This window comes from Mycobacterium sp. EPa45 (assembly GCF_001021385.1).
Classification (GTDB): Bacteria; Actinomycetota; Actinomycetes; order Mycobacteriales; family Mycobacteriaceae; genus Mycobacterium.
The window spans coordinates 2065366-2092235 of record NZ_CP011773.1 but is presented as its reverse complement, the minus strand read 5'-3'; the positions used below and the strand labels follow the sequence as shown (position 1 = coordinate 2092235).

Sequence of the window (26870 nt, the reverse complement as noted above, 5' to 3'; positions counted from 1 at the left end):
GCGGTATCGGGTGGGCGGTTCAGCCGGCGGCGGCGCGCCGCTGCATCGCGTCGTGAATCGGGCGGTCGGGGTCGAGGTGGACGCCCAGCACGTCAGCGGTGCCGTTGACCGTGCCCAACATGATCGTGGTCAGGTGGTTGATGAACTCGTCGGTCGGCATCCGGCGCGGGCTATCCGGGTCTGGGCCCAGCCACCAGTCGGTGGCCGCCGAGCACGCGCCGAACGCCGCCGACGCAGCCAATTGCAGTGCGGCGGGGTCGAGCTGCATGCCGCGCAGTTCGTTGTTAAACGTGTCAGCGAACGCCATGGTGATCTCGCGGCCCTCGTTGAGCGCGCGCTGGGTGGATTCTGACTGCTCGGGAAAGCGGCCCTGCAACATGAACCGCAGCACGTTGGGGTGCTGCTCGACGAGGTTGACGTACTCGGCCACCCCGCGGCGCACCACCTCCCGGGTCGGGTCGGTAGCGGCGTCGATGTTCGAGAAAATCGCACCCCAGAGCATGTCGCGCAGCCGCTTGCCGATGGCCTGGAACAAGTCTGACTTGTCGGTGAAATGCCGGTAGATCTTCGGCTTGGCGGTGCCGGCCTCTTCGGCGATCTCACGCAGGCTGACCTCAGGCCCATGCTTGTCGATCGACCGGAACGCGGCGTCGACGATCTCCGCGCGCACCTTCTTGCGATGCTCACGCCAGCGCTCACTGCGCGCGTCGACCTTGCCGGGCTCTGCCCCGGCACGCGATCTGGACACCCTGCGCACGTCAAGCACTGTACCTGTAGCGCGGGCTGACCAGCGCCGACCCGGCACGACGACTATTACATGGGTCTTACACCGGCCTTCGCTGACCGGAGCGACACCCCGTTCTCAGATAGCATCGTCGCATCCGATTATCGAAGCGAGACGAGACGTAGTGACCGAGCGATTCGACCTGGTGGTAGCCGGCGGGGGGCCATCGGGATCAGCGGCCGCATGGCAGGCCGCGCAGACCGGCGCGCGAGTGGTGGTCCTCGACAAGGCGGAGTTCCCTCGGGACAAACCCTGCGGTGACGGCCTGACGGCGCGCGCCGTGAGCTATCTGCAGAAGATGGGCTTGGCCCACGAGGTATCGCAGTTCCACCGTGTCAACCGGGTGACCGTCTTCAGCCCGTCGCAGTGGGAGTTGTCGTTCCCCAAGCGTCCGGGAATGCCCGACCACGGCCACACGGTCAGCCGTACCGAGTTGGACACGCTGCTGCTCAAGCACGCCGAGTCAGCCGGCGCCACGGTGCGCCAGGGTTCGGAGGTGGCGGGGCCTGAGCTCGACGCACGCGGCCGGGTCATCGGTGTGGTTCTCAAGAGCGGCGAGAAGGTTCTGGGCGACGCGGTCATCGCGGCCGACGGCGCCTACTCCCCGATCAAGCGGGCGTTGAAGATCGACTCGGAGTACCAGGGCTACTCGGCGATCGCGATCCGCTCCGAGATGTACGCCAATCGGCCCGATTCCGACAGCCTCGACATCTACCTGAAGCTGCAGTTCCAGGGTGATCAGCTGCCGGGGTACGGCTGGGTGTTCCCGATGGGCGGGGGTCGGTTCAACATCGGCTTGGGCTACGTCAACAGCTACAAGAACTGGCAGTCGATCAATGCCACCCAGTTCCTCGGGGAGTTCCTGCGCACGCTGCCGCCTGAGTGGGAGTTGCCGCCCATCGAGGAGCTGAAGAAGAACAAGAGCGTCCGGGCCTGGCGGCTGCCGATGGGCTTCACCGCCTGGCCGCCGTGGCGTCCGGGTGTGTTGTTCACCGGCGACTCGCTCGGTGCGGGTAAGCCGGCTTCCGGCGCGGGCATCTCCAAGGCGCTCGAATCTGGCCTGGCCGCCGGCGAGTGTGCGATCGCCGCGCTGCAGAACGGCGGTCCCGACGACTTCACCAACTACGCGCAGCGCATGGAAGCGGCGTGGGGCCGGGAGTACAAGCGGGGACGGTACTTCCACAAGCTGCTGGGCTACCCGCAGGTCGCCAACGCCGGGATCAAGCTGATCGACAACGCCCGGTTCCGCGACGTGATGCTCAAGTCGCTGTACAAGAAGGCGCAAGGGCCGCAGCACAAGTACTGAGCGCATGGTGACGACGACGGCCGGCCTGAGTGACGTGGAGCTGGCTCGCATCGAGGCTGAGTTCGGCTTCGAGTTCGCCGACGACCATCGAGCGTTCTTGTCTTCCGGCCTCCCCGTCGGGGACTCGTGGCCGGATTGGCGCTCGGCGCCCCGCCGGAGTCTGCAACAACGATTGCGGCTGCCCGTGGAGGGGATCCTGTTCGCTGTCGAGTGGCGCGAATTCTGGGGCGCCGACTGGGGTGTCCGACCGTCGCGCATGAAGGATGCGCTGCGCAGTGCGAATTACCACCTGGCGCGGGTGCCGCAGCTGGTACCGCTGCGTGCGAATCACTACCTCCCAGCGGGCCGTGGGACGTCCGGGCACCCCGTGCTGTCGATCTATCAGACCGACGTGAGTTGCTGTGCCGCAGATCTTTTCGACTATGCCGACCCTGACCCGTCGCGGTCACCGATTCCGACGGTGCCGTTCTGGTCGGACCTGATCGGCTAGCTGTACTGACCTGAGAGGTTAGGTACGCGGCTGGCGGGTGGTTGACCGCCGAGTGCGGTGTGGCCGCGGTGGTGATTGTAGGTGTGCAGCCAGATCGGGAACTGGGTGCAGCGTTCGGCGTCGCTGGTGTAGAGCCGGGCGTAGGCCCATTCATCGGCCAGGGTTCGGTGGAAGCGTTCTACCTTGCCGTTTGTCTGCGGCCGATAAGGGCGCGTGCGACGGTGTTCAACGTCGCCTAAGGCCTCACGGAAGGCGTGAGAGCGGTAGCAGGACCCGTTGTCGGTCAACACGTTCCGCACGGGGATGCCGCATTCGGCGAACCAGGCGTTGGCGCGTAGCCAAAAGCCTGCCGCGGTCTCTTTGCGTTCATTGGGCAACAGTTCTGAGTAGGCCAGCCGGGAGTGTGCGTCAATCGCCGTGTGGAGGAAGTGGTGACCGTGCAAGGGATGGCGGTACTTACTGCGAAGTCCAGAGCCTTTGTCGGCCTGGGAGTTGCGCTGGCCGATCGTGCGGCCCAGCATCCGCCAGCCGCCACCAGCGGGGATCTTGCCCAGTTTCTTGACATCGACATGCACTAGATCCCCGCACTGGGAGGTTTCGATGCGGCGGATCACACGTCCGGTGGGTCGGTCCAGCCACCGAAGCTTGGCCACTCCGTAGCGGGTGAGTACCCGGTGCACCGTGGAGGGGTGAATGCCCAACAAATACCCGATGCGAGCTGGTCCCCACCGGCGCAGGACCCGGACTTTGATGATCCGCCGCTCGATGCGGGTCGGTGTCTGATTCGGACTTCGGTGCGGCCGTGAGCTGCGGTCGGCCATGCCGGCCTCACCCTGTTCGCGGTATCGAGTCGCCCACCGAGAGGTGGTGGTGACCGAGACCTGGAAGCGTTCAGCGGCTCGACGCAGCGGCCAGCCGTCCTCAACGACGCAACGAGCCAGCCTCAGACGACCGGTTTCGGACAAAGGGGCATTACGGTGGGACACGAAGACCTCCGGTTGGTGAAAGCGTTCCTAGACAGCTCGCACTTCACTCGGAGGTCTTCGTCATGTCACCACGCCACGCCGTCACCAACGTCCGTGGTCAGTACAGCTAGCCGGCCGGAACGCGTGCTTTGATCAGCTCCGCCACCCGATCCGGGTCATCGGGTGTCACGCACGGCTTCACCCGTGCGCCGACGTCGAGGACGATGACCTTGTCTTTTTTCATGCGGCCCCAGTCCATCGGCATCCAGGTGTTGGGGATGCTCGCACCCCAGAACCTGCCCTTGCCGGTCAACCAGTTCATGTCCTCAACCAGCACTCGCCGGATATCGGTGTAGGCGATGCGCTTTGGCGTCGCCAACGGGAAGTAGTACTTCAAGATCGTGACGCCATCGCCGTCGAGCACGATGAAGTCGTCTCGGTAGATCTCATCGCTCATGGCGGCATCGTAGCGGCGAATCTGCTGGTCAGGTCCAGAATCGACAATGCACGAAAGTGCGCTAGATGTTGGTCTCGTCGACGGGCACGCCCGCGGCCGGCGCCGCCGCGTCGCGATCGTCGGTTGGAGCGTCCACGCTGCCGAGACCGAGCGTGTACGACGTCATCGACAAGGAGCCGTAGGCGCAGCCCTCGGTGAGCACGTCGACGCCGCCACCGTTCTCGGCGGCCAGTCCGGCGAAATACAGCAGCGGCAGAAAGTGATCCGGCGTGGGTACCGCTGCGGCGTAATCAGCGTGATCGCGAAGCCCGGCGGCATCGGCCGGGTCGTTCATCAGCTGTGCCCAGGCCTCGTCGTCAAAGCGCTGGGCCCAGTCGAACGCGCCGTCCCCCAGGGCCGGGTCCATCGCGGCCAGATTGTGGACGACGTTGCCGCTACCGAGGATCAGCACACCTCGCTGGCGCAGCGCCGCCAGCTTGGCCCCCAGTTCGAGGTGATACTCCAGTGGCTTGTAGGCATTGACGGCCAACTGCACCACGGGAACCGACGCATCCGGGAACGCGTGGACGAGCACCGACCACGTGCCGTGGTCGATCCCCCAGCTGTCGATGTCGGCACCCACCCAGGTGGGCTCGACGACATCGGCGATCTCGTCGGCGAGTTCGGGCAGTCCCGGCGCGGGGTACTGCACGTCGAAGAGTTCCGCGGGAAAACCGTAGAAGTCGTGGATGGTTCGCGGTACGGCCATCGCGGTGACGGCAGTGGCGTTGATGTACCAGTGCGCGCTGATCACGAGGATCGCGCGCGGTCGCGGCGCCGACCGGCCGAACGCCTGCCACGCCGAGGTGTAGCGGTTGAGCTCCAGGGCGTTCATCGGACTACCGTGGCCGATGAACGCCGCCGGCATGAGTGCGGCCATGGGTTTCTCCTATGTCAAGCCGCTGCCGTTTGGCAAGGCTGTGTTCGATTTCTGTGATCGGTGTGGAGATGGCTGTAGACGACGCGGGCCAGGCGGCGTTTGAGGCAGCGCAAGGCCTCGGTGCTGGAATCGCCTTCTGCGAGTCGGTGTCGGTAGTAGGTCTGTCCGAGGCCGGGAAGGCGGATCTGGGTCACGGCGATGCGGTGTAGCGCGGCGTTGAGTTGGCGATTGCCCGTGCGGGTCATGCGGACCCGTCCGGCGGTATTGCCCGACCACACAGGTATCGGCGCCACACCGCTGTGACGGGCGAAAGCCGCCTCGCTTTTGAAGCGAGTCACACCGGCGGTTTCACCGACGATCTTGGCCGCGGTGAGCTCGCCGCACCCCGGCATCGCCAGCAGTACCGGTGCGATGACCCGCACGCGCTCACCGATCCGCTTGGCCAACGCATCGATCTGTTCGGTGAGCCGGGTGATGTCCGCCAGCTCGTCGCGGGCGAGCTCAGCGACCAGACCAGGCACAGTGTCCAGCCAGTCGCCGAGCAACCTGCGATGCTTGGCTAGATCCAAAGAGCCCGATTTCGGGGCATGGTCGGGATCGAGTTCATGAACCCGCCACAACAACCGATTGATCGTCGAAGTCCGTTGCCCGACAAGGTCTTCACGGCGGTCAATCAGCAACTTCAGCTCGCGTGAGGTCTGGTCGTGTGAGGCGATCGGCAGATCGGGCTCCCGTAAGTAGGCCCGCGCCACGGCCAGCGCATCGATCGGGTCAGACTTACCCCGGGTCCGTGCCGAGGCTCTGGCATAGGCCATCAACTTCGGCGGCACCCGCACCACCTTCTGATCAGCAGTCAGCAGATCTCGCTCCAGCCGCGCCGACAAGTGCCGGCAATCTTCGATCGCCCACACCACCTCGACCCCGAACTGGGATCGGACCCACTGCACGGCCTGACGATGCCCGTCAGTGGTGGCCTTGACCACCTTCTCCGCGAGCTTGCGGCCCACCTCGTCGACGGCGACGAAGGTGTGCGTGCGCTTGTGTACATCGGCTCCAACAACAACCATGGTGGTTGCCTCCATTCACTGTGAGGTGACGGTTGGGCCGGTCGGCGGACACATCTCAGTGGGGGCGATGCCACGCTCCTATCAAGTCACGCCGGCCGGTCCTTCACACCTGATGCCGACAAAACCCATGCACGCCAACCCGAAGGCGGCACCGAGATTACGAGCCAGACACCAGGTGTAAAGGATCCAACCACCGCAAGAGCGGCAATCTCACCTTGACACTGAGTTCTAGTTAACCGCGCGACGGCGCTTTATTCGCTGTGGGTGAGCTGATCGGCGAACGCAGCGCTCGAACGGCCGGTGAGCTTGACCGTGTCGAAGCCGTAGGCGACCTCGTCGCCGCGGATGGCGCGAAGCGGGTCCTCGAAGTCGCGGAAGTATCCCATGGCCCACGCCCCCTCCTGGTAACCAATCAGCTTGAGCAGGTCGTCATCGAGCGTGCGAGCGACTTCGATTGGCACCGAAAGGAATTGGTTCTCCTCCTGCCGCACCCAACCCACGCAGTAGTTGACGTTGATGGCCCGGCGGACCTGGCCGCTGCGGTTGGCGGCACCGCTGTGCACGATCTTGCCGGAGTAGAGCAGCACCGATCCGCGCGACATCTCGGCCTGCAGGCACTCGTCGTCGGCGTAGTCCGTCGGCTTCTTGTCTCCGACGTGACTGCCGGGCACCACTCTCGTCGCGCCCATCTCCGCGGTGTAGTCCGTCATCGCCCACAGCGTGTTGCACTGCACGTGGTAATCGTCGGGAAACGGGTAGAAGTCGAAGGCGTTCTGGTCGCGATGCAACGCCTGGTCCGACTCGCCCGGCTCGATCGAGATGACCTGGGTCAGCATCAGCTGGAAAGCGCTCGCGTGGCCGAGGAAGTCGTGGCACACGCCGAGGATGGACGGATTCTGAATCAGCGTGCGGCACGCCGGTGACCGCGCAACGAGCGCACCGGTCCGCCGGGTTTTGCGGCCGATCATCGCGTTGTAGCCCATGGGAGTCGCGTCAACGTAAGGGGCCAGTTCCGCACTGATGATGTCCATCAAGGAGTTCGGAACGAGGTCGTCGACGATGACGTAACCGTCGCGGCGTAGATGGTCTGCGAGGTCGGCCGGCGACGTGCTCGCCGGAACGTGCGTCAACGCGGTCATGGCTCGAGTATCTCGAAGCATGTGTGTTGACCAGGTAAAACAGCGTCACGCACCGGTTACGGTCGAGCCCGCTTCGCCGGGCCCGGCTTGCGGGCCACCTTGCCCGCGGCGGCGCGGGCGGCCTGCTTGGCCAGAGTCTTCTCCCGCGCGGTGCGCTTCGGCGCCGGCTGGGACTGTCCCCTCGACGAGCCGGCCTTGCGCCCACGCACGATGCCGATGAATTCGTCCACCTGCGCCGACGGCGGCCCCTCCGGAAAGGCGAGACCCACCGGGCAGGTCGGCGCGTCGGAAATCGGCCGGTAGGTGAGGTCTCTGCGGCCATACAGCCGCGCCAGCGACTGCGGGACGATGAGCACGCCCATTCCCGCCGCGACGAGTTCCATTGCGTCTTCGGTGGTTTCAGGCCGGTGGTCGACGGGGCGGCCGTGCACCTCCCTCCAGCCGACGACGTCATCGACGGGCAACAGTGTCGCCTCACCGTCGAGGTCCGCGGCGGAGATCTCGTCGGCGGCACTGAGAAGGTGATCGGTCGGCACCACCGCAACCGTCGTCTCGTCGTAGAGCGGGATGACGGAAAGCCCGGAGGTGTCGCTTGATAGCCGCAGCAACGCCACGTCGACCGTCCCCGCTCGTACCTCGGCGGCCGCATCTACGGCGGCCACCGCGCGCAGCGTCAACGGGACCTCGGGGTGACGCTCGGCCCAGATCCGCGCCCACTTCGCCGGCGTCGCACCGGGGACGTACCCGAGGGTGAGCGAGGGCAGCGAGGACGAAGCCACCGCCTCAGGCTACCGATAGGCTCATGCCATGAGCAGGCCGAACGCGCAGTCCATGAAGCCCGCAACGGCGGCGAAGAAGCTGGATGTCTACCTGCCGGCGACGCCCGCGGAATTCCAGGCGAATGCGATCACCCGCGACGAGCTGGCCGCCCTGCAGACCGACCCACCGGAGTGGCTCAAGGATCTCCGTAAGAACGGCCCGCACCCGAAGAACCTGGTCGCGGCCAAGCTGGGCGTCTCGATCGCGGGCCTCGCGCGCGGCGGTGTCGCCGACGCACTGACCACCGAGCAGATCGATGCGCTGCTCGCCGAGAAGCCCGACTGGTTGGTCGCCGAGCGTGAGAGCTACCAGGCGGTGCTGGCCGAACAGCGCCGGGTGAAGGCGTTGCACGCGAAGAAGACTCGTTGAGTCAGAACTGAGAGCGAACATTTCGCCGTCACTCTCGCTCTCTGTTCTGACTCGACGCGACGAGCCGTACCCTGCCCACTATGACCTACCTGTCCACATGGGTGCGCGAGCACCGGATCGCAGTGGCCACCGTCGGCTATGTGGGTTATTCCGCGGTGATGCTCCGGTTGGATCGTCAGATGCAGGCCACCGGCGGACCCGGCATCATCCCGTTCGAACTCGCAGGCTCAGCTGCCAAGGCCGAGGACATCATGGCCCGATGGGGTGAGGACGGCATGCGCTCGGCCCGCAGGTCGATGTGGCTCGATTTCGGCTACATGACGAGCTACGGCATCTTGTTGGCATTGCTTGTCGACCGCAGGCGGCGACGCCGGGGTCATCCGGTCTGGCTATCAGCGTTGGCCGCTGGCGCGGTGGCAGGCGACGCGATCGAGGGCGTCGCACTGCTGCAAGTGCTCGACCGCAGGGACGTCGCGGTCAACGCGCAGCGCGCCCAAGTCGCAGCGTCAATCAAGTTCGTGATCATCGCGGTAGCTCTCGGGTACGCCACCTACCCCGGAAAGATCACAGGCCAGGGATAAATCCCTGGCCTGTGATCTCTTGGCGCTCAGCTCACAACATGCAGCTGACGCAACCCTCCACCTCAGTGCCCTCCAGCGCCATCTGGCGAAGGCGGATGTAGTACAGCGTCTTGATGCCCTTGCGCCAGGCGTAGATCTGCGCCTTGTTGACCTCGCGGGTATCGGCGGTGTCCTTGAAGAACAGCGTCAGCGAAAGCCCCTGGTCCACATGCTGCGTGGCCGCGGCGTAGGTGTCGATGATTTTCTCGTAGCCGATCTCGTACGCGTCCTGGTAGTACTCCAGGTTGTCGTTGGTCATGTAGGGCGCCGGGTAGTAGACGCGGCCGATCTTGCCTTCCTTGCGGATCTCGACCTTGCTCGCCACCGGGTGGATCGACGACGTCGAGTGGTTGATGTAGGAGATCGACCCCGTCGGCGGCACCGCCTGCAGGTTCTGGTTGTAGATGCCGTGAGTCTGCACCGACTCCTTGAGCCGCAACCAATCCTCTTGGGTCGGAATTCGAATACCCGCCTCGGCGAACAACTCCCGCACGCGCTCGGTCGCCGGCTCCCACACCTGCTCGGTGTACTTGTCGAAGAACTCACCAGAGGCGTACTTCGACTTCTCGAAGCCCTTGAAGGCCGACCCGCGCTCGATCGCGATCTTGTTCGACGCCCGCAGCGCGTGGTAGAGCACGGTGTAGAAGTACATGTTGGTGAAGTCGATACCCTCTTCGGATCCGTAGAAGATCCGTTCGCGCGCAAGGTATCCGTGCAGGTTCATCTGGCCCAGGCCGATGGCGTGCGAGTCGTTGTTGCCCTGCTCGATCGACGGCACCGACCAGATGTGCGTCTGGTCGCTCACCGCGGTCAGCCCGCGGATGGCCACCTCGATGGTCTGCGCGAAGTCTGGTGAATCCATCGCCTTGGCGATGTTCAGCGAACCCAGGTTGCAGGAAATGTCCTTGCCCACCTTGGAATACGACAGGTCCTCGTTGAACTCCGAGGGCGTCGACACCTGCAGGATCTCTGAGCACAGGTTCGAGTGGGTGATCTTGCCCTCGATCGGGTTGGCCCGGTTCACCGTGTCCTCGAACATGATGTAGGGGTAACCCGACTCGAACTGCAGCTCCGCCAGCGTCTGGAAGAACTCGCGGGCCTTGATCTTGGTCTTGCGGATCCGCCCGTCATTGACCATCTCGTGGTACTTCTCGGTGACCGAGATGTCCGCGAAGGGAACGCCGTAGACCCGCTCGACGTCGTAGGGCGAGAACAGGTACATGTCCTCGTTCTTCTTCGCCAGCTCGAAGGTGATGTCAGGAATCACCACGCCAAGCGAGAGGGTCTTGATGCGGATCTTCTCGTCGGCGTTCTCCCGCTTGGTGTCCAGGAAGCGGTAGATGTCGGGGTGATGGGCGTGCAGGTAGACCGCACCGGCACCTTGGCGCGCACCGAGCTGGTTGGCGTAGGAGAACGAGTCCTCCAGCAGCTTCATGATCGGGATGACACCCGAGCTCTGGTTCTCGATGTTCTTGATCGGAGCGCCGTGCTCGCGAATGTTGGTCAGCAGCAACGCAACTCCACCGCCGCGCTTGGACAGCTGCAGCGCGGAGTTGATCGAACGGCCGATCGACTCCATGTTGTCCTCGATGCGCAGCAGAAAGCAGCTGACCGGCTCGCCGCGCTGCTTCTTGCCCGAGTTGAGGAACGTCGGGGTGGCGGGCTGGAACCGGCCGTCGATGATCTCGTCGACCAGCTTCTCGGCCAGCATGGTGTCGCCGGCCGCCAGCGTCAGCGCCACCATCACCACCCGGTCTTCGAACCGCTCCAGGTAGCGCTTCCCGTCGAAGGTCTTCAACGTGTAGGAGGTGTAGTACTTGAACGCGCCGAGGAAGGTCGGGAACCGGAACTTCTTGGCGTAGGCGCGGTCGGTCAGCGTCTTGACGAAGTTGCGCGAGTACTGATCGAGAACTTCCCGCTCGTAGTAGTTCTCGCGGATCAGGTAGTCGAGCTTCTCGTCCTGATTGTGGAAGAACACGGTGTTCTGGTTGACGTGCTCGAGGAAGTACTGGCGCGCGGCCAGGCGATCCATGTCGAACTGGATCTTGCCGTCTGCGTCGTACAGATTCAGCATCGCGTTCAGCGCGTGGTAGTCGGTCTCCCCCGGCAACGCGTGCCCTGACGTCGTTACAGGCTCAGCAGCTGTGACTGTAGGTGGCACGTGTCCTCGTCCTTCCAGAATTTCGTTAACTCCGCACGAACGGCTTCCACGTCCTCTGCGGTTCCCATCATTTCGAAGCGATAGAGCATCGGTACCTGGCACTTGTGCGCGACCAGCCTGGCCGCGAAGCAATATTCGGCACCGAATTGGGTGTTGCCGGCCCCGACCACCGCGCGGATGTGGGACCGATTATGCGGATTGTTCAAAAACTTGATGACTTGCTTGGGGACGTACCCCTTGGCCTCGAGGTGCGGGGTGTCGCCGCGGCCCCTGCCGTAGGTCGGCAGGAGCAGGACGTACGGCCGCTGCACCTCGATGCGCTCGTGAAGCGGAATCCGGATGGCCGGCACGCCGAGCTTCTGCACGAAGCGGTGGGTGTTCTCCGAAACGCTGGAGAAGTACACCAACCGCTCCGGGCCTGCCAGGCTCGGGCTGCCATCCGGATTCATCACATCTCTTTCCGTGGCGCCCGCTCCGCTACGCGCTCAGTGCGGTACCGGCGAGGGCCTTGATCCGGTCCGGCCGGAAACCGGACCAGTGATCACCGCCGGCAACGACGACCGGCGCCTGCAGGTAACCGAGCGCCATCACGTAATCGCGGGCCTCGGCGTCCTCGCTGATGTCGACGACGTCGTAGGTCAGACCCGTCTTGTCCAGGGCCTTGTAGGTCATGTTGCACTGCACGCAGGCGGGCTTGGTGTACACGGTGATGGTCATCTGCGAATGGCTCCTCAGCGAAACAAAGAGATGGACTCAGCGGGACTGACTGTGCGCAGGCACTCATGAACTTTCAGCGAGCTGTCGGACCCTGAAATTCCTGGCCGGCGGAGCCGCTCGGACCGACATCTCAGCTTCGGTTCGGGCGATCCGGCGGACCTGTAACTCTCTGGTCTGTCGGCCTGTCGAACACTACACCTAGTGGCCGACAGCGAGAAGAGATACAACATGTTCTGAATAACAATTCTGAAATTCCCTGGTCGTAAGCCCTTCACTCCTTCCCAACACGGCGTGTCGCATGTCACAACACGCCGCACGGCATTACCTGTGCCTAGATGTACCACCGGATACCGACATCGCCTGCCCGTCCGGCACAGCGGCAGGCCCATACAGCAACCCGGGAATGACACCGAGTCGCTCGACTCGGTGAGCCACTCGCCGAGCAGGACACACTCCGCCGGGCTGGGCGGAAGTGGCCGGCCCCGCCGTTCCCCTAGCGTGGCCGGCCAGGTGGCGGCCTCCGCGATCTCGCCGGCATCCGCCGCGGCTCCGCCCAGCGCGCTCGCCGCAATCAGGCCAGGCACGGCATGTCCACCGACACGGAGGTGGTGCCGGTGCGGCCGGTGCCCTCGACCTTGGCCAGGGTGCAGCACGCTGCCCGCGCAGCGGGGCGGCGTTCTTACTTGGCAGTGTCTACCCGCATCGGTTCAACGTGGGAAGTCCGCGGTGCGAGAGAGTCTTTCGCTCGCCCGGATGTCGGCCAGGGTCTGCTCCAGCGTGTCGATCACGGCGTCGTACCCGCTGTTACCGAGGACCAGCCGACGCGGGGGCGGGTCCTGGGCCATCGCCGCGATCACCGCACGGGCACCGCGGCGTGGGTCGCCGGGCTGTGCGCCGTCCATCTCGACGAAGGCGGCGCGGACCTGCTCGAGCATGTCGTGGTACTGCGGAAGAGGCTCGGCGACGAGCTCGTTCGCGAAGCCGGCGTAGGCGTTGGTACGGAACGCACCTGGTTCGACCGTCAACACAGAGATGCCCTGTGCGGCGACCTCCTCACGCAACGTATCGGTGACAGCTTCGATCGCGAACTTCGTCGCACTGTAGTAGCCGAACCCGACCGCCGGGACGAGTCCGGCCACCGAGGACACGTTGACGATCCACCCGTTTCCCCGGGCGCGCATGCCGGGGAGTACTGCCCGCGTCACGGACAGCACCCCGAAGAAGTTCAGCTCGAACATCGCCCGTACCGCGGATTCGTCCATCGCCTCGATCGATCCGAACCATCCTCGGCCGGCGTTGTTCACCAGCACGTCGATGCCGCCAAGGTGCTCTTCGGCGGTGCGCACCGCGCGCCGCACCGCCGCCGCGTCGGTGACATCCATCGGCACGACGAGGACGCGGTCGCCGTACTGCTGCGCCCACGTCGTCAGCTCCTGCAGACGCCGAGAGGTGAGCACCACCCGGTCCCCGGTCTCCAGCGCCGCCTCGGCGAACGCCATCCCGAAGTTGCCGGGTGTGCCGCCCGTGATGAACCACCGCCTGCTCACGGCTCAATCACCAACCGGCTGATCAGTGCACCGTCCAGCGTGAAGCGGTAGTGCAGGTCGGCGACCCCACCGGGAAAGTCGCCCTCCAGGTGCTGCCCGACGTCGACGCCTGCGTCGGTCGTCGTCGCGCCCGCGAACGCGGTGGTGTAGGTGTACTCGCTGGCCGCAGTCGCGATCCAGGATCCGATGTCGTCACGTCCCGTGTAGTCGTGGCCTTCGTCGACCACCACAGCATCGGTGGTGAGCGTGGCCAGCGCACGATCCACATCACGGGCATCCAGCGCGGTCATGAGCGTTCTTACGGTGTCGGGGAGTGCATCCCAGTCTGTGTTGGTCATGACCCCACGGTGGACGTTGCCGTAGGGGGAAGGTCAACCCCGGGCGGAGGAACCTTCGGAACGCGTGATGTTGACCTTCACCCTGGGAGAGGCTTCAGGATGGCCGTGTCCCCATCACATGGGCGGTGCAAACGCAGAGGAGGACGCCATGGGCGCTCAGGTCTCGATCGGAGACTTCGCGGTGATGACGAGCCTGAGCCGCAAGGCGCTACGGCACTACCACGACATCGGCATCCTCGAGCCGGCCCACATCGACGCCCACACCGGCTACCGCTACTACGACACCAGCCAGGTCGATCACGCGCAGATCATCCGACGGTTCCGATCCCTCGGCATGTCCATCCCGGACATCAAGGCGCTGTTGAGCACCGGCGACGCCGGGGCGCGCACCGAGATCATCACGAGCCATCTCGCACAAATGGAGGAGCAGCTGCAGCAGACCCGTGACACGGTCGGCGCGCTGCGCGAACTGCTCTCCCAGGTGCGCGTGCCCGCCCACGTGGAGGTGCGCCGTGAACGAGCGCTCGCCGTATGGTCCATCGCCGCCACCATCGAGACCGCGGAGATCGACGCCTGGTTCGGGGAAGCGTTGACGACGCTGCGCGACGCGGTGACTGCGGCCGCGGGCGCGGGCGCGGATCGCACGGTCGTGCCCGGCGGGCTTTACGACCGAGCACTGTTCCTCGAATCACAGGGCACCGCAACCCTGTTCGTCCCAGCGCTGCAATCCACCGACCCCCCGGATGGCATCCGCGCGGAGGTCCTTCCTGCAGCCGAATACGCGGTTCTCACACACCGCGGCGGTCACGACGACGGCATCGACCGTAGTTACGCTGCGCTGGGCACATACGTGAACGAACGCATGATCAGCCACCAGGGGCCGATCCGTGAGCACTACATCGGCAGCACACCTGCACAGCCGACGACGTTCACCGCTACGGAGATCTGCTGGCCGATATTCAGCACTACCCCACCGCCGGACTGACAGGAGCCGTGACGGGCTGATCGTGGAGCTGGTGATCGCGCCCTGAGCTCGGTCAGCTCACCTCGGCGGCGAGCTTGCCGACCACGTCACGCACGGCGGCGGCCACCTCGGCGTTCTCCCGCGGATGTTTACCGTCGAACGCCGTCGCCGGCACCGATAGTTTGATCGTCTCCACAACTCGCGGGCCGGCGATGCCAAACGACTTGCGCGTCTCGTCGTGCGCCCACACCCCGCCGTACTGACCGAGTGCGGACCCGATGACGGCCAGCGGCTTGTCCTTCAGCGCGCCGTTGCCGTAGGGCCGGGACAACCAGTCGATGGCATTTTTCAACACGCCCGGGATGCTGCCGTTGTATTCCGGGGTCACCACCAGCGCGGCGTCGGCGTTGGCGGCAGCGGCCCGCAGCGCCGCCACCGCCGGGTGTGCGTCGGCGGTGTCGATGTCCTCGTTGTAGTGCGGCAACTCGCCAAGCCCCTCATAGACGGTGACGGTGACGCCGTCGGACGCCGACTCCGCCGCCAGTTCGGCGAGCTGGCGATTGACCGACGCCGCCCGCAAACTGCCTACCAGCGCCAGCACGTTGATGTCCGTCATGTCGCAATCCCTTCAGTCGTTCACGATCCTCCCACGACAGAACCGGACCATGGTCCGGTTTATTTCCCGCTGAGCTAAAGTGTGGGAGTGAGCGCGACCTTCGGAGCCGATGAGCTATCCGTTTCCGCGCCGCACGAACGAGGCGATGCCGCCCGAAACCGGCTACTACTGCTCGATGCCGCCCGCACCCTGATCGCCGAACGAGGCGCCGACGCGGTCTCCATGGACGAGATCGCCGCGGCAGCCGGCGTCGGCAAGGGCACACTGTTCCGCCGCTTCGGCAGCCGCGCCGGGCTGATGATGGTCCTGCTCGACGAGGACGAGCGCGCCATTCAGCAGGCCTTCATGTTCGGTCCGGCTCCGTTGGGTCCGGAAGCACCTCCCCTGCAACGACTTCTGGCGTTCGGCCGAGAGCGGCTGCGATTCGTCCAGACTCACCGCGATTTACTCCTCGATGCCAACCGAGACCCGGATTCCCGCTACAGCGCGCCGTTCGCGGTGATGCACACCCACGTCCGGGTACTGCTGGACGCGGCGGGCAGCACCGGTGACCTCGACGCCCAGGCGGACGCACTGCTGGCGCTGCTGGATGCCGACTACGTCACCCGTCAGCTCCTCGAACGCGGCCACACCCTGGACAGCCTGGGCGACGCCTGGGACAGCGTCGCGCGCAAGCTGTGCGGGAAGTGACCTCGCCACCAGCCCGCGACTGGGTGCTGCACGTCGACCTCGATCAGTTTCTGGCTTCCGTGGAGCTGCGGCGCCACCCCGAACTGGTGGGGCTACCCGTGATCGTTGGTGGCAGTGGCGATCCCACCGAGCCACGCAAGGTGGTGACGTGCGCATCGTATGAGGCCCGCGGCTTCGGCGTGCACGCCGGGATGCCGTTGCGCAGCGCGGCCCGCAAGTGCCCGGACGCGACGTTCCTGCCGTCCGACCCGCCGGCCTACGATGAGGCCTCCGATCAGGTGATGGGTCTGCTGCGCGATCTCGGTCATCCCGTGGAGGTATGGGGCTGGGACGAGGCGTACGTCGGCGCCCACGTCGCCGACCCGGTCGAGCTCGCCGAGCGGATCCGGACCGTGATCGCCGCCGAGACCGGGCTGGTCTGCTCGGTGGGCATCAGCGACAACAAGCAGCGCGCCAAGGTCGCGACCGGCTTCGGCAAGCCCGACGGTGTCTACACGCTCACCGACGCCAACTGGATGGAACAGATGGGTGCCCGCCCGGTCGACGCCCTGTGGGGCGTAGGACCGAAGACCACGAAAAAGCTTGCCGATCTTGGCATTACGACAGTGCGCGAACTCGCCCACACCGACGCCGAGCTGCTCACCGCCACCTTCGGCCCGCGCACCGGCCTGTGGCTTCTCCTGCTGGCCAAGGGCGGCGGAGACACAACGGTCAGCGCCGAGCCGTGGATTCCGCGCTCCCGCAGTCACGTCATCACCTTCCCGCGCGATCTGACCGAGCGGGCCGAGATGGATACCGCCATCGTCGAGCTCGCGCATCATGCCCTCGCCGACGTCGTCGCGCAGTCGCGCATCGTCACCCGTGTGGCAGTCACCGTGCGCACCAACACGTTCTACACGCGGACCAAGATTCGCAAACTCGACGAGCCCAGCGTCGATGGCGAAGTGATCACCGCGGCGGCACTACGGGTGCTCGATCTGTTCGAACTCGACCGTCCGGTGCGCCTGTTGGGTGTTCGATTGGAGCTGGCGCCGCCACCGTGATGCTCGCGGACGGGGGCACGAACGTTGCGCTCCGCGGGCGCAGCACCCGGGTGAAGAACACGTTGACCCGTGTCATCGCCACGCTGTACGGCCACCAGGCCAATCGTTTGAACGCATAGAACGCACGGATGTCCGGTGAGGTGTAGATCAGGAAGCGGTTCTTGGTGACGCCGGCCAGAATCGCCTCGGCGACTTTCTCCGGCGAGACCGCGTGCCCGCTGAACCGCTTGACCCACTTCTGCACCTTCGGATGGTCGCGGTCCACGCCGGCGATCTCCACCGTCTGCACCAGCGGGGTATCCACCGCACCCGGGACCACCAGCGAGACGCCGATGTCGTGGCGGGCCAGGTCGAAGCGCAGTACCTCCGAAAGTCCGCGCAGCCCATACTTACTCGCGCTGTAGGCGGCATGCCACGGCAGCGCCACCAGACCTGCGGCCGACGACACGTTGACCAGCTGGCCGCCTCGCCCCGCGGCCATCATCGGCGGCAAGAACGTCTCGATGACGTGGATCGGGCCCATCAGGTTGACGTCGATCATCGATTGCCAGTGGCGGTGCGTCAGTTGATCGACCGTCCCCCACGCCGAGATACCGGCGATGTTCATCACGATGTCCATCGCGGGATTGCGGGTGTGAATGTCAGCGGCGAAGCCGGCGACCGCGTCGTAGTCGGAGATGTCCAGCGCCCGATGTTCGGGCACCTCGGCGCCGAGCGCGCGCACGTCGGCGACCGTCTGTTCCAATCCGTCGGCGTTGACGTCGGTCAGATACAGCTCGGCGCCGTCGCGGGCCAGACGAAGGGCGGTGGAGCGCCCGATGCCGCTGGCGGCGCCGGTGATGAAGACTCTCTTGCCCGCGAAGCCGTCAGCCATGGATCTACTCGCCGACCTGTCCGCCCCAAAGCGCATGCAGCCAGAGCTTTTCCAGGATAAGCACCGCCTCGTCCATCTTCCGGTCGGGGCCGACGAATGCGGAGTCACCGGACAGCGTGAAAGCCGTTGTCGCCGCGAGGGTTCGGACCAACCCGCGGATATCGTCGCTGATCGGTGATGCGGTGCGATTGCTCAGCTCGGCCTCGACGATCGGCACGATCTGGTCGACGACCGCCTCGTTGTAGGCGTCCAGGATCTCCCGGATCTCGGCGTCGGTGTGGCGGGCGGCGTTGCAGGCCGACATCACCGGGTCGTTGTGGGCGTAGACGGCCGCGGCGCTGCGCACCATGCGTTCGGCGAACGCCGTCGGCGTTTCCTCGGGTCCGCGGGGCGCGAACGACTGGGTGAGTTCCTCGAGTTCGTGCGCGGCCTCACCGACGATGTGGGCCAGCACGGCGTACTTGGAATCGAAGTAGAAGTAGAAGCCGGACCGGGCGACCCCGGCGCGGTCGCTGATCGTGCTGACGGACAGCTCGGCGAAGGGCTTCTCTTCGAGCAGCTCGCGGACGGCTTGGACGATCGCGTGGCGCTGCTTGTCGCCGCGACGACGAGGCGCCTCGGTGGGCTCTTGCTGCGCGGTCACCCAAATACCTTGCACCACGCCGGGGCCGAAGTGAAACTTGACATGCGTCAAGAAAGTTGGCGAGGATGGAGTATCCCTGTGGTGCCGGCCACACCGCGGCCGGCACAGATGCCTGTTTTCAAGGAGCGTCAATGGCCACGATCAGCACCCCGCAGTACGTACTGGACCAGGCCAAGCGCCGCGTCACGACGTCACCGATGCTGACGCTGCCCGGCATGGGTCTACTGGAAAAGCGGCTGAATGCGCGCGACTGGCCGCAGCACGCGATGGCTCAACCCCCCGCCGGCAGCGACCTCAAAGCGGTGATGGGCGACGCGGGGCTGCCGATCATCGGCCACATGGTCGAGATGTTCCGTGGCGGCCCCGACTTCTGGCTGCAGAAGTACCGCAAGCACGGCCCCGTCATGCTGCTCGATTCACCCATCATCCCGACGGTGGCGGCGCTGGGCCCCGACGCCGGGCAGGCGATCTACTCCAACCGCAACAAGGACTACTCGCAGCAGGGCTGGACCCCGATGATCGGGGCGTTCTTCAACCGCGGCCTGATGCTGATGGACTTCGAGGAACACATGTTCCACCGCCGGATCATGCAAGAGGCGTTCACCCGAACCCGGCTGGTCGGCTACACCGAGCAGGTCGACAAGGTCGTCTCCCAGGTGGTGGCCAACGACTGGGTCACCAACGACCCGCGGTTCCTGCTCTATCCGGCGATGAAGGAACTCACCCTCGACATCGCGTCCATGGTGTTCATGGGCCATGAGCCAGGAACCGACCGCGAGCTGGTGACCAAGGTGAACAAGGCGTTCACCGTCACCACCCGGGCCGGCAACGCGATCATCCGCACCTCCGTCCCGCCGTTCACCTGGTGGCGCGGTGTGAAGGCGCGCGAGTACCTGGAGAACTACTTCGAGGCGCGGGTGAAGGAGAAGCGCGGCACGGACGGCTCGGATCTTTTGTCGGTCCTGTGTCAGACCGAGGACGAGGACGGCAACAAGTTCTCCGATGAAGACATCGTCAACCACATGATCTTCCTGATGATGGCCGCGCACGACACCTCGACGTCCACCGCGACGACGATGTCCTACTACCTGGCCGCCAACCCCGAATGGCAGGAGCGCTGCCGTGACGAGTCCGACCGGCTCGGCGACGGCCCGCTCGACATCGAGTCGCTGGAGAAACTCGAGTCCCTCGACCTGGTGATGAACGAGTCGATCCGGCTGGTCTCACCAGTGCAGTGGGCCATGCGCCGAACCGTGCGCGACACCGAGCTGCTCGGCTACTACCTGCCCGAGGGCACCAACGTCATCTACTACCCCGGCATGACACACCGGCTCGAGGAGATCTACCCCGACCCGTACAAGTTCGACCCGGCCCGCTTCGCCGAGCCGCGCAACGAGCACAAGAAGCACCGCTACGGGTTCACCCCGTTCGGCGGCGGCGCCCACAAGTGCATCGGCATGGTCTTCGGCCAGCTGGAGATCAAGACGATCATGCATCGGCTGTTGCGCCGCTACCGGCTCGAACTGCCCCGCCCTGGCTACGAACCGCGCCAGGACTACGGCGGCATGCCGGTGCCGATGGACGGCATGCCGATCGTGCTGCGCCCGCTGCACTGACGGACCGCGCACTCAGCCGATCAGCCGGTTGGCACAGGCGATGACCGCCTGCAGTGCCGACTGGGTGGCGTCTTCGGACCAGCCCATCGCCCATTCCCGTTGGCGTCCATCGCTGCCCTGGACGAAGGTCGCGGTGTGCGTGCCGGCGGCCAGCTGGTGGAAGCGGGTCATCTCGACGCCGATCCCCCGCTCGTAGAGCATCGCGGTCAGCGCCGCGACCGGACCGCTGGCATGCACGGTCGCGGTTTCTGTGCGGTCACCGACAGCGAGCGTCGCGCAGAACCGGCGCGGCTGCGGGCCGAGCCGGGACGGACGCTCTTCGCACTCCCAGGACCCGAGGCGCACCGGGCCACCGGTCGGGCTGTAGATGTCGGTGAAGGTACTCCACGACATGGCTTGGGCATGTTCGCGCAGCTCCGTTGGCAGCGGGGCGCAGAAATGTGGTGCGGCTTCAGAGATGGTGGTGCTCATGGAATCGGTCTTCTCGCTCGGAAGGAGGCTGACCGACGTCGTAGCTTCGACCCACAGCGGGGGGTCGGTCTGGATCAGACCCCGCTGCGGGCGGTTACTACGGCAAGGGCACGGCGCATGGTCGCCAGGGTAGACCTGTGCGACCGGGCGACGCAAACGAGTTATCGTCCGCCTAAGCTTCCAACCCGGAGGAGTTGATATGTGCTATCCCGTTGAATGTCCCCACTGCCACAAGACCACCTGGGCGGGGTGCGGCGAGCACGTCGACCAGGTGATGCGTGACGTGCCGCCGGCTCAGCAGTGCACCTGCGGACAGGGCGTCCAGCCCGGCCGTTAGGCGAAGGGATTGTCCCCCGCCGCGACGCGCTCCCCGAGCTCGATCAGCCGGCTCGCCGAATCATGCAGGCGCTCACCGGCTTCACGATGGGCTCGGCCGGCCAGATACCTCGAGTAGGTGCCTTCGATGACGATCGCCAGCTTGAAGCACGCCATCGCTATGTACCAGTCGAGATGGTCGGTGGGTCTGCCTCCGGCGTCGGCGTAGGCCGCCACCAGTTCGGTGCGCGAGGGCAGACCACCCAGTGCCGCCAGTTCCCGTCCGGCATTGATCGGGTCCGGATCGTCGGGCCAGCACACCAGGATCCACCCCAGGTCCAGCAGCGGATCGCCGATGGTGCACATCTCCCAGTCGACAAAGGCCGCAACCTCGGGTGCGTCGCGGCGCAGTAGAACGTTGTTGAGGTGCGCGTCGCCGTGCATGATGCCCGGCTCACCGTCGGGTGGCCGGTGGTCACCCAGCCAGTCCGCGAGCCGCCCCACCTCAAGAGCTTCCGGCCGATAGTTCGCATGCCGATAGCTCTCGAGCAGCCCAAGAAAGTTCGGAACCTGGCGCGCCAGAAAGGATCCCGGACGGTGCAGACGCTGCAGCGGGCGACCCTGCCACGGTGCGGCGCTCAGCCGGGCGAGATCGGCCGCGTAGTTCAGGCCGACACGATGGCGCATTCTCGGGTTGCCGACGTACGCCTCGGCCACCTCGGTCGCCGGGTTGAAGCCGTCGACGTCTTCCATGAGGTAGAAGACGACGCCCAGCACGCCGAGGTCTTCGCAGCCGGCCACGAATTCGGGGTGAGGCACCGCGCTGCCGCCCAACGTCTGCAGCACCGCGATCTCGCGCTGCATGGTGCGGTTGCTGTTGGAACGCGGATGCGGCGGCGGCCGGCGCAACACCAGCCGGCGGCCGTCGACGCGCAGCCGCACCACCACGTTCTGGGTGCCGCCGGCCAGCGGCTCGATATCGCTGACCGCCGAACCGATTCCACGCTCACGCAGCCAGGCGCCCAGAGCCACCACCGCGGTGTCGTCGAGTGTCCCTGGGACCTCGGCGGTCCGGTCGACGGTATTGGTCACTGATCAGCAGATCCTCGGAAGCTGTTCGCCCAGTTCACGTTCGATCACGCGGGTGGTGCCGAATGCAGTGCGTCCGACCACCATCCCCGGGTGCTCCTCCACCGCCCGGCCGATGACAACCGCCCCCACACCCTCGGGTCGGGACCGCATCGCCGCCAGCACCGCTTCACTGTATGCGGGGTCGACGAACGCCACCAGCTTGCCCTCATTGGCCACCTGCAACGGATCGAGCCCGAGGAAGCTGCACGCCGACGACACCGTGTCGGGCACCGGAATGAGATGCTCGTCGAGGTCGACGCCGACGCCGGCGGTGCGGGCGATCTCGACGGTCGACGCGACCAGACCGCCGCGGGTCGGATCTCGCAGTACGTGCACGACGTTCGGCTCGGGCACGGCGGCCAGCATCGCGGCCACCAGTCGATGCAGCGGCGCGCTGTCAGTGGTCACCGTCGTCCCGAAGTCGATCCCTTCGCGCACGCTCATGATGGCCACACCGTGCTCGCCGATGTTGCCGGACACGATGACATGGTCACCGGGGCGGGCTTGTTCAGGTCCGATGCGCACCCCGTCGGGCACCACCCCGACACCGGCGGTATTGACGAAAAGCCCGTCTGCACCGCCCTTTCCGACGACCTTGGTGTCGCCGGTCACGATGTCCACCCCGGCGTCCGCGGCGGCCTTACCCATCGTCTGGGCGATCGCGCCCAGTACATCGAGCTCCAGACCCTCCTCGAGGATGAAGCCCGCCGTCAGGCCCAGGGGCTGCGCACCACTGCACGCAAGGTCGTTGATCGTCCCGTTGACGGCCAGATCACCGATGTTGCCGCCCGGGAAGAACAGTGGATTGACCACATAGGAGTCGGTCGTCAATGCGATGCGCCCGCCGGCCACGGTCAGCACGGCGGAATCCCGGGCCGGGCCGCCCGCCGACCCGAAGGCCGGAAGGAAGAGGTTCTCGATCAGCTCCTCGGACAGGATGCCGCCGCCGCCGTGCCCGAGCACGATCCGCTTGGTCTCCCGCAGCGGCAACGGACACACCCAATCCGACGGGTCGATGGTGACCGGGACCACTCCCCGGGGCCCTTCGCTCCAGGCCGCCGAATCAGACATGAGCAGCGGTCTCCAACCTGCGGAACTGGTAGTACGCGGCGCACGCGCCCTCGCTGGACACCATGGTGGCGCCCAACGGGGTCCGGGGCGTGCAGGTCGTCCCGAACGCCGGGCACTGGTTGGGCTTGAGCAGACCTTGCAACACCTCACCGCTGTGGCATTCGGCCGACTCCTCCACCTGCAGGTGACCTACCCCGAATTTGAGCTCGGCGTCGAACTCGGCGTACCGCGGCGACAGGGCCCATCCCGACTGGGGGATCATGCCGATACCGCGCCACTGCCGGTCGACCACCGAGAACACGTCGGCAAGCGCGTGCTGCGCCACGGTGTTGCCGGCATCGCTGACAGCGCGCGGATAGGCGTTACGCAGCTCAACCTTGCCCGATTCGAGCAGATCGACAACCTGCCGCACACCCTCGAGCAAGTCCAGCGGCTCGAATCCGGTCACCACGATCGGCACGTTGAACCGCTCGACGAGCGGCCCGTACTCCGCGGTGCCCATCACGGTGCATACGTGACCGGCCGCCAGGAATCCCTGCACCCGGTTCGTCGGCGAGCTGAGGATGGCCGTCATCGCGGGGGGAACCAGCACATGCGAGATCAACACCGAGAAGTTGGTCAGACCCAGCCGCTGGGCGTGCAGCACCGACATGGCGTTGGCCGGCGCGGTCGTTTCGAAGCCCACACCGAAGAACACCACCTGTTTGTCGGGGTTGTCCGCGGCGATCCGCGTGGCATCCAGCGGTGAGTAGACGATCCGTACATCTCCACCATGGGCGCGCACGCTGAACAGGTCATGGCGACTGCCGGGCACCCGCAGCATGTCCCCGAACGAACAGAAGATCACGTCGTCGCGGCCTGCGATCTCCAGTGCCCTGTCGATCATCTCCAACGGAGTGACGCACACCGGGCAGCCAGGACCGTGAATGAACTCGACGGCGTCGCCGAGCAGCTGATCGATTCCGTTTCTGATGATCGAATGCGTCTGTCCGCCACACACTTCCATGATGGTCCAGGTGCGGGTGGCTCGCCGCCGTATCGCGTCGACCAGGTTCTTCGCGGCCGCCGGATCGCGGAACTCGTCGAGATACTTCATGCCGGTTCCCTCCTGCCTTGTCCTTCGGTGCCGCTGAGTTCCTGCTCCAGGACGCCGAGGTCTTCGAACATCTTCAATGTTTCGTTGGCCGACACCTCATCGAGCTGGGTGATCGCGAAACCCGCATGCACGATGGCGTATTCGCCGAGCTGCATATCGGGCAGATACGCCAGGCACACCGTCTTGGTGGTACCGCCGAAGTCCACGGTTGCCATCCGGGTTCCGGCCTCTTCCCAGATGTCGATCACCTTGCCGGGGATTCCGAGGCACATACGCCGTTCCTTTCCAATTCAGCCGCCCGTTCCGCTTCAATGAGCGTCGCTGCGGCGATGGCGGCCTGGCCGAGCGCCAGGCCTCCGTCGTTACATGGCACGGTTCGATGACAGAGGACCTCGAAACCGCGCCCGGTTAGGGAGTGTCGAAGACCCTGCAGCAGAAGACGATTGGCGAATACGCCACCCGTCAGTCCGATGACCGAGATCCCGGCCGCGCGCGCGCATTCACCTGCCACCACGGTCGTCGCGCGGACCACCGCATGGTGGAAGCCGGCGGCCAGGTCGGTGACCGGGATGTCGCGGCGCATCCCCTCGACGATCCCGGCGATCACCGGCGTGGGGTCCAGCACACCACCTGCGATGTCGAATTCCAGTGGGCTGGAGTGTCCACGACGGGCCAGATGCTCCAACTCGACAGCAGCCTGACCTTCGTAGGTGACCTCCTGGCAGACACCGAGCAGGCTCGCCACGGCGTCGAAGAGCCGGCCCATGCTGGTGGAGGGCACACACCCGACGCCGCGCGGGATCTGCTGGCGCAGGATGTGCAACGCGTTCTCATCGAGAGCGGTGACCGGCGGCAGGTCAGCGGCCCACTCGATGCCGGCCCGATGCAACAGGTCCAGCGCGATGCGGGCGGGCTGGCGGACGGCACCGTCACCGCCGGGCAGCGAGAACTCCCTCAGGTGACCGACCCGGGTGAAGCGGGTCGTGTCGCTGACCACCAAAACCTCACCACCCCACATGGTGCCGTCGGTGCCATAGCCCGTGCCGTCGAACGTGACCGCGACCGCAGGTGTGCCCAGCCTGCGGTGCTCGGCGAGTAGCGAGACGGCGTGGGCGTGGTGATGCTGGACGGCGACGACGGGGCGGCCCTGGGCATAGCGCCGTGCCCACCGGGTGGTCGCGTAGCCGGGGTGCAGGTCGCAGGCGATCACATCGGGTGTGCGGTCGGTCATGAATGCCAGGTGTTCCAGGGCGGATTCGAAGCAGGCCTGGGTACGCGGGTCGGCCATATCGCCCAGGTGCGAGGACATGTGGGCGTGCCCGTCGGCGCCCGCAAGGCAGAAGGTGGTTTTCAGGTCACCGCCGGTCGCGAGGATGACCAGCTCCGGTGGTGGTCCGGGTATCGACACCGGCAGCGGGGCGTATCCGCGCGATCGGCGCAACGGCGCCTGGACGCCGTCGTCGATCGTGAGCACCGAGTCCTCACACGGCACATGGATGGGCCGGTCATGAGTGAGCACCGCATCGGCCAGCCCATCGATCCAGCCGAGATCGTCGTCGCGGAACACGATCGGTGAGCCGCCCCGGTTGGCCGACGTCATCACCAGCGGTTGCCGACCGAGCCGGTCGAACAGCAGGTGGTGCACCGGCGAGTAGGCGAGCATCACGCCCAGATCGGTCAGCCCCGGCGCGACGCCGTCGGTCACCCCGCCAGGCCGGCGGGCGACCAGCACGATCGGCGCCGATGGCGAAGTCAGCGCGGCGGCCGCCGCGTCGTCGAGCACCGCGATGTCGCCGGCGGAAGCCAGGTCGGCGACCATCACCGCGAACGGTTTGGCCGGCCGGCTCTTGCGGCGACGCAGCTCGGCGACGACGGACGCGTCGTCGGCGCGGCAGGCCAAGTGGAATCCGCCGACCCCCTTGACCGCGACGATGCCTCCGGCCCGTAGCGCAGCCGCCGCCGCGCCGATCGGATCGTCGGTCTGTGCCGCGTCACCCGCAGGCCGCCAGCTCAACCCGGGGCCGCAGTCCGGGCAGGCGATGGTCTGTGCGTGGTAGCGGCGATCGAGTGGGTCGTGGTACTCGGCGGCGCACGCCGGACACATCGGGAAGCCGGCCATGGTGGTGGCGGGCCGGTCGTAGGGCAGGTCCGTGATCACGGTGTAGCGCGGCCCGCAGTTGGTGCAGGTGATGAACGGGTGGCCGTAGCGGCGGTCCGCCGGATCACGCATCTCACGCAGACAATCCACGCACGCCGCGATATCCGGCGGCACCAGAGTGCGCGAAGCGTCTCCGCTGCAGCTGCCTACGATGTGAAACTCATTGTCGCCCTTGGGTTCCAGGCGTCGACTGAACAGAGCATCGATGCGCGCCATCGGCGGTGGCCGGCGCCGGATCGCCGCGATGGCGGCGTCGACATCGGCGACCGGACCTTCCAACTCGCAGTGAACCGACCCGGCATCGTTGTACACCTGGCCGCCGAGTCCGAACTCTGCGGCGATCCGTGCGACCGCCGGACGAAACCCGACTCCTTGCACCACACCGGTGATGTCGAGACGCACCCGTATGGTCATCGGGTCGCCTTGGCCTCAGGCTGCCGGACGCAGGAGTATTAATGTGCTCATGGGCCTCCTGAACGAAGCT

Annotated in this window: 29 protein-coding genes; 8 read left to right on the top strand and 21 right to left on the bottom strand. The window is 66.0% G+C overall.

Annotated elements, in window-relative coordinates:
• Positions 1–19: 19 nt before the first annotated feature.
• The gene (locus AB431_RS09950) at positions 20–757 is read right to left on the bottom strand and encodes a TetR/AcrR family transcriptional regulator (protein ID WP_047329777.1); all 738 of its coding nucleotides are present in this window, start codon (positions 755–757) and stop codon (positions 20–22) included.
• 151 nt (positions 758–908) lie between these two features.
• Here AB431_RS09950 and AB431_RS09945 point away from each other — a divergent pair, with 151 nt between their 5' ends.
• Together AB431_RS09945 and AB431_RS09940 are read left to right on the top strand one after the other, a co-directional pair.
• Positions 909–2090, top strand: a complete 1182-nt coding sequence (locus AB431_RS09945) for an NAD(P)/FAD-dependent oxidoreductase (protein WP_047329776.1) — start codon at positions 909–911, stop codon at positions 2088–2090.
• A 4-nt stretch (positions 2091–2094) separates the two neighbouring features.
• Entirely contained in the window at positions 2095–2580 is a 486-nt protein-coding gene (locus AB431_RS09940) for a hypothetical protein (protein WP_052960245.1), read from the top strand.
• On the opposite strand, the gene AB431_RS09935 is transcribed toward AB431_RS09940, so the two are convergent.
• The 6 genes from AB431_RS09935 to AB431_RS09910 form a co-directional block, all read right to left on the bottom strand.
• Positions 2577–3566, bottom strand: coding sequence for an IS481 family transposase (locus AB431_RS09935; protein WP_047329775.1), 990 nt, complete (start codon positions 3564–3566; stop codon positions 2577–2579). The genes AB431_RS09940 and AB431_RS09935 overlap by 4 nt on opposite strands.
• A 106-nt stretch (positions 3567–3672) precedes the next feature.
• Positions 3673–4002: a hypothetical protein gene (locus tag AB431_RS09930; protein ID WP_047329774.1), complete on the bottom strand. Its 330-nt coding sequence runs from the start codon at positions 4000–4002 to the stop codon at positions 3673–3675.
• 61 nt (positions 4003–4063) lie between these two features.
• Entirely contained in the window at positions 4064–4909 is an 846-nt protein-coding gene (ygiD, locus tag AB431_RS09925) for a 4,5-DOPA dioxygenase extradiol (protein ID WP_047333272.1), read from the bottom strand.
• Between the two features lie 26 nt (positions 4910–4935).
• Positions 4936–5988: an IS110 family transposase gene (locus AB431_RS09920; RefSeq protein ID WP_047333271.1), complete on the bottom strand. Its 1053-nt coding sequence runs from the start codon at positions 5986–5988 to the stop codon at positions 4936–4938.
• Positions 5989–6239: 251 nt separating this feature from the next.
• Positions 6240–7127: a phytanoyl-CoA dioxygenase family protein gene (locus AB431_RS09915; RefSeq protein WP_047329773.1), complete on the bottom strand. Its 888-nt coding sequence runs from the start codon at positions 7125–7127 to the stop codon at positions 6240–6242.
• Between the two features lie 56 nt (positions 7128–7183).
• Entirely contained in the window at positions 7184–7906 is a 723-nt protein-coding gene (locus AB431_RS09910) for a LysR family substrate-binding domain-containing protein (protein ID WP_047329772.1), read from the bottom strand.
• Positions 7907–7934: 28 nt separating this feature from the next.
• On the opposite strand from AB431_RS09910, the gene AB431_RS09905 reads away from it, so the two are divergent.
• Positions 7935–8315 carry a DUF5997 family protein gene (locus AB431_RS09905; protein WP_047329771.1) on the top strand — a complete coding sequence of 127 codons (381 nt, stop codon included), beginning with the start codon at positions 7935–7937 and terminating at the stop codon, positions 8313–8315.
• Positions 8316–8395: 80 nt separating this feature from the next.
• Positions 8396–8896: a hypothetical protein gene (locus AB431_RS09900; RefSeq protein WP_047329770.1), complete on the top strand. Its 501-nt coding sequence runs from the start codon at positions 8396–8398 to the stop codon at positions 8894–8896.
• 31 nt (positions 8897–8927) lie between these two features.
• Here the strand turns inward: AB431_RS09900 and nrdE are convergent, their stop codons facing one another.
• From nrdE to AB431_RS09875, 5 genes are all read right to left on the bottom strand, one after another.
• Positions 8928–11096 carry a class 1b ribonucleoside-diphosphate reductase subunit alpha gene (gene nrdE / locus AB431_RS09895; RefSeq protein ID WP_047329769.1) on the bottom strand — a complete coding sequence of 723 codons (2169 nt, stop codon included), beginning with the start codon at positions 11094–11096 and terminating at the stop codon, positions 8928–8930.
• The gene (gene nrdI, locus AB431_RS09890) at positions 11063–11545 is read right to left on the bottom strand and encodes a class Ib ribonucleoside-diphosphate reductase assembly flavoprotein NrdI (protein ID WP_047333270.1); all 483 of its coding nucleotides are present in this window, start codon (positions 11543–11545) and stop codon (positions 11063–11065) included. Before nrdI ends, nrdE begins: the two co-directional genes overlap by 34 nt.
• Before the next feature lie 28 nt (positions 11546–11573).
• The gene (locus tag AB431_RS09885) at positions 11574–11813 is read right to left on the bottom strand and encodes a redoxin NrdH (protein ID WP_047329768.1); all 240 of its coding nucleotides are present in this window, start codon (positions 11811–11813) and stop codon (positions 11574–11576) included.
• Positions 11814–12520: 707 nt separating this feature from the next.
• On the bottom strand, positions 12521–13360 hold the full coding sequence (locus AB431_RS09880) for an SDR family NAD(P)-dependent oxidoreductase (RefSeq protein WP_047329767.1): 840 nt from the start codon (positions 13358–13360) through the stop codon (positions 12521–12523).
• Positions 13357–13650 (bottom strand): nuclear transport factor 2 family protein, encoded by a 294-nt coding sequence (locus AB431_RS09875; RefSeq protein WP_082135877.1) that lies wholly within the window; start codon positions 13648–13650, stop codon positions 13357–13359. The genes AB431_RS09880 and AB431_RS09875 overlap by 4 nt, the downstream gene beginning before the upstream one ends.
• A gap of 196 nt (positions 13651–13846) precedes the next feature.
• Here AB431_RS09875 and AB431_RS09870 point away from each other — a divergent pair, with 196 nt between their 5' ends.
• The gene (locus AB431_RS09870; protein ID WP_047333269.1) at positions 13847–14683 is read left to right on the top strand and encodes a MerR family transcriptional regulator; all 837 of its coding nucleotides are present in this window, start codon (positions 13847–13849) and stop codon (positions 14681–14683) included.
• Positions 14684–14735: 52 nt separating this feature from the next.
• Here the strand turns inward: AB431_RS09870 and AB431_RS09865 are convergent, their stop codons facing one another.
• Positions 14736–15278, bottom strand: a complete 543-nt coding sequence (locus tag AB431_RS09865; protein WP_047329765.1) for an NADPH-dependent FMN reductase — start codon at positions 15276–15278, stop codon at positions 14736–14738.
• Between the two features lie 87 nt (positions 15279–15365).
• On the opposite strand from AB431_RS09865, the gene AB431_RS09860 reads away from it, so the two are divergent.
• Together AB431_RS09860 and AB431_RS29900 are read left to right on the top strand one after the other, a co-directional pair.
• Positions 15366–15968, top strand: coding sequence for a TetR/AcrR family transcriptional regulator (locus tag AB431_RS09860; protein WP_369803006.1), 603 nt, complete (start codon positions 15366–15368; stop codon positions 15966–15968).
• Entirely contained in the window at positions 15965–17011 is a 1047-nt protein-coding gene (locus AB431_RS29900) for a DNA polymerase IV (RefSeq protein ID WP_144418228.1), read from the top strand. Before AB431_RS09860 ends, AB431_RS29900 begins: the two co-directional genes overlap by 4 nt.
• Here the strand turns inward: AB431_RS29900 and AB431_RS09850 are convergent.
• Positions 16917–17885, bottom strand: coding sequence for an SDR family oxidoreductase (locus tag AB431_RS09850; RefSeq protein ID WP_235435871.1), 969 nt, complete (start codon positions 17883–17885; stop codon positions 16917–16919). The genes AB431_RS29900 and AB431_RS09850 overlap by 95 nt on opposite strands.
• Before the next feature lie 4 nt (positions 17886–17889).
• Positions 17890–18528 (bottom strand): TetR/AcrR family transcriptional regulator, encoded by a 639-nt coding sequence (locus AB431_RS09845; RefSeq protein WP_047333268.1) that lies wholly within the window; start codon positions 18526–18528, stop codon positions 17890–17892.
• A 131-nt stretch (positions 18529–18659) separates the two neighbouring features.
• On the opposite strand from AB431_RS09845, the gene AB431_RS09840 reads away from it, so the two are divergent.
• Entirely contained in the window at positions 18660–20144 is a 1485-nt protein-coding gene (locus AB431_RS09840) for a cytochrome P450 (protein ID WP_047329762.1), read from the top strand.
• 12 nt (positions 20145–20156) lie between these two features.
• Here AB431_RS09840 and AB431_RS09835 read toward each other — a convergent pair whose 3' ends face one another.
• From AB431_RS09835 to hypF, 6 genes are all read right to left on the bottom strand, one after another.
• On the bottom strand, positions 20157–20615 hold the full coding sequence (locus tag AB431_RS09835; RefSeq protein WP_047329761.1) for a homocitrate synthase: 459 nt from the start codon (positions 20613–20615) through the stop codon (positions 20157–20159).
• Positions 20616–20948: 333 nt separating this feature from the next.
• Complete coding sequence (locus AB431_RS09830; protein WP_235435912.1) at positions 20949–21965, bottom strand: phosphotransferase family protein; 1017 nt, start codon at positions 21963–21965, stop codon at positions 20949–20951.
• Between the two features lie 60 nt (positions 21966–22025).
• A complete protein-coding gene (hypE, locus tag AB431_RS09825) occupies positions 22026–23132 on the bottom strand; it encodes a hydrogenase expression/formation protein HypE (protein WP_047329759.1) in 1107 nt (368 codons plus the stop codon).
• The gene (gene hypD, locus AB431_RS09820) at positions 23125–24228 is read right to left on the bottom strand and encodes a hydrogenase formation protein HypD (RefSeq protein ID WP_047329758.1); all 1104 of its coding nucleotides are present in this window, start codon (positions 24226–24228) and stop codon (positions 23125–23127) included. Before hypD ends, hypE begins: the two co-directional genes overlap by 8 nt.
• A complete protein-coding gene (locus AB431_RS09815) occupies positions 24225–24500 on the bottom strand; it encodes a HypC/HybG/HupF family hydrogenase formation chaperone (protein WP_047329757.1) in 276 nt (91 codons plus the stop codon). The genes hypD and AB431_RS09815 overlap by 4 nt, the downstream gene beginning before the upstream one ends.
• Positions 24473–26800, bottom strand: a complete 2328-nt coding sequence (gene hypF / locus AB431_RS09810; protein ID WP_047329756.1) for a carbamoyltransferase HypF — start codon at positions 26798–26800, stop codon at positions 24473–24475. Before hypF ends, AB431_RS09815 begins: the two co-directional genes overlap by 28 nt.
• Positions 26801–26870: the final 70 nt, after the last annotated feature.

Bases quoted from the DNA above. Each gene is read 5' to 3' on its own strand.
- AB431_RS09930 (WP_047329774.1), bottom strand. From the start codon at position 4,002: ATGAGCGATGAGATCTACCGAGACGACTTCATCGTGCTCGACGGCGAT.
- AB431_RS09865 (WP_047329765.1), bottom strand. From the start codon at position 15,278: ATGACGGACATCAACGTGCTGGCGCTGGTAGGCAGTTTGCGGGCGGCG.
- AB431_RS09900 (WP_047329770.1), top strand. From the start codon at position 8,396: ATGACCTACCTGTCCACATGGGTGCGCGAGCACCGGATCGCAGTGGCC.
- nrdI (WP_047333270.1), bottom strand. From the start codon at position 11,545: ATGAATCCGGATGGCAGCCCGAGCCTGGCAGGCCCGGAGCGGTTGGTG.
- hypF (WP_047329756.1), bottom strand. From the start codon at position 26,800: ATGACCATACGGGTGCGTCTCGACATCACCGGTGTGGTGCAAGGAGTC.
- AB431_RS09905 (WP_047329771.1), top strand. From the start codon at position 7,935: ATGAGCAGGCCGAACGCGCAGTCCATGAAGCCCGCAACGGCGGCGAAG.
- AB431_RS09870 (WP_047333269.1), top strand. From the start codon at position 13,847: ATGGGCGCTCAGGTCTCGATCGGAGACTTCGCGGTGATGACGAGCCTG.
- AB431_RS09920 (WP_047333271.1), bottom strand. From the start codon at position 5,988: ATGGTTGTTGTTGGAGCCGATGTACACAAGCGCACGCACACCTTCGTC.
- AB431_RS09835 (WP_047329761.1), bottom strand. From the start codon at position 20,615: ATGAGCACCACCATCTCTGAAGCCGCACCACATTTCTGCGCCCCGCTG.
- AB431_RS09940 (WP_052960245.1), top strand. From the start codon at position 2,095: ATGGTGACGACGACGGCCGGCCTGAGTGACGTGGAGCTGGCTCGCATC.
- AB431_RS09850 (WP_235435871.1), bottom strand. From the start codon at position 17,885: ATGGCTGACGGCTTCGCGGGCAAGAGAGTCTTCATCACCGGCGCCGCC.
- AB431_RS09915 (WP_047329773.1), bottom strand. From the start codon at position 7,127: ATGACCGCGTTGACGCACGTTCCGGCGAGCACGTCGCCGGCCGACCTC.
- AB431_RS09815 (WP_047329757.1), bottom strand. From the start codon at position 24,500: ATGTGCCTCGGAATCCCCGGCAAGGTGATCGACATCTGGGAAGAGGCC.
- ygiD (WP_047333272.1), bottom strand. From the start codon at position 4,909: ATGCCGGCGGCGTTCATCGGCCACGGTAGTCCGATGAACGCCCTGGAG.
- AB431_RS09875 (WP_082135877.1), bottom strand. From the start codon at position 13,650: ATGACCGCGCTGGATGCCCGTGATGTGGATCGTGCGCTGGCCACGCTC.
- AB431_RS09885 (WP_047329768.1), bottom strand. From the start codon at position 11,813: ATGACCATCACCGTGTACACCAAGCCCGCCTGCGTGCAGTGCAACATG.
- hypD (WP_047329758.1), bottom strand. From the start codon at position 24,228: ATGAAGTATCTCGACGAGTTCCGCGATCCGGCGGCCGCGAAGAACCTG.
- hypE (WP_047329759.1), bottom strand. From the start codon at position 23,132: ATGTCTGATTCGGCGGCCTGGAGCGAAGGGCCCCGGGGAGTGGTCCCG.
- AB431_RS09840 (WP_047329762.1), top strand. From the start codon at position 18,660: ATGGCCACGATCAGCACCCCGCAGTACGTACTGGACCAGGCCAAGCGC.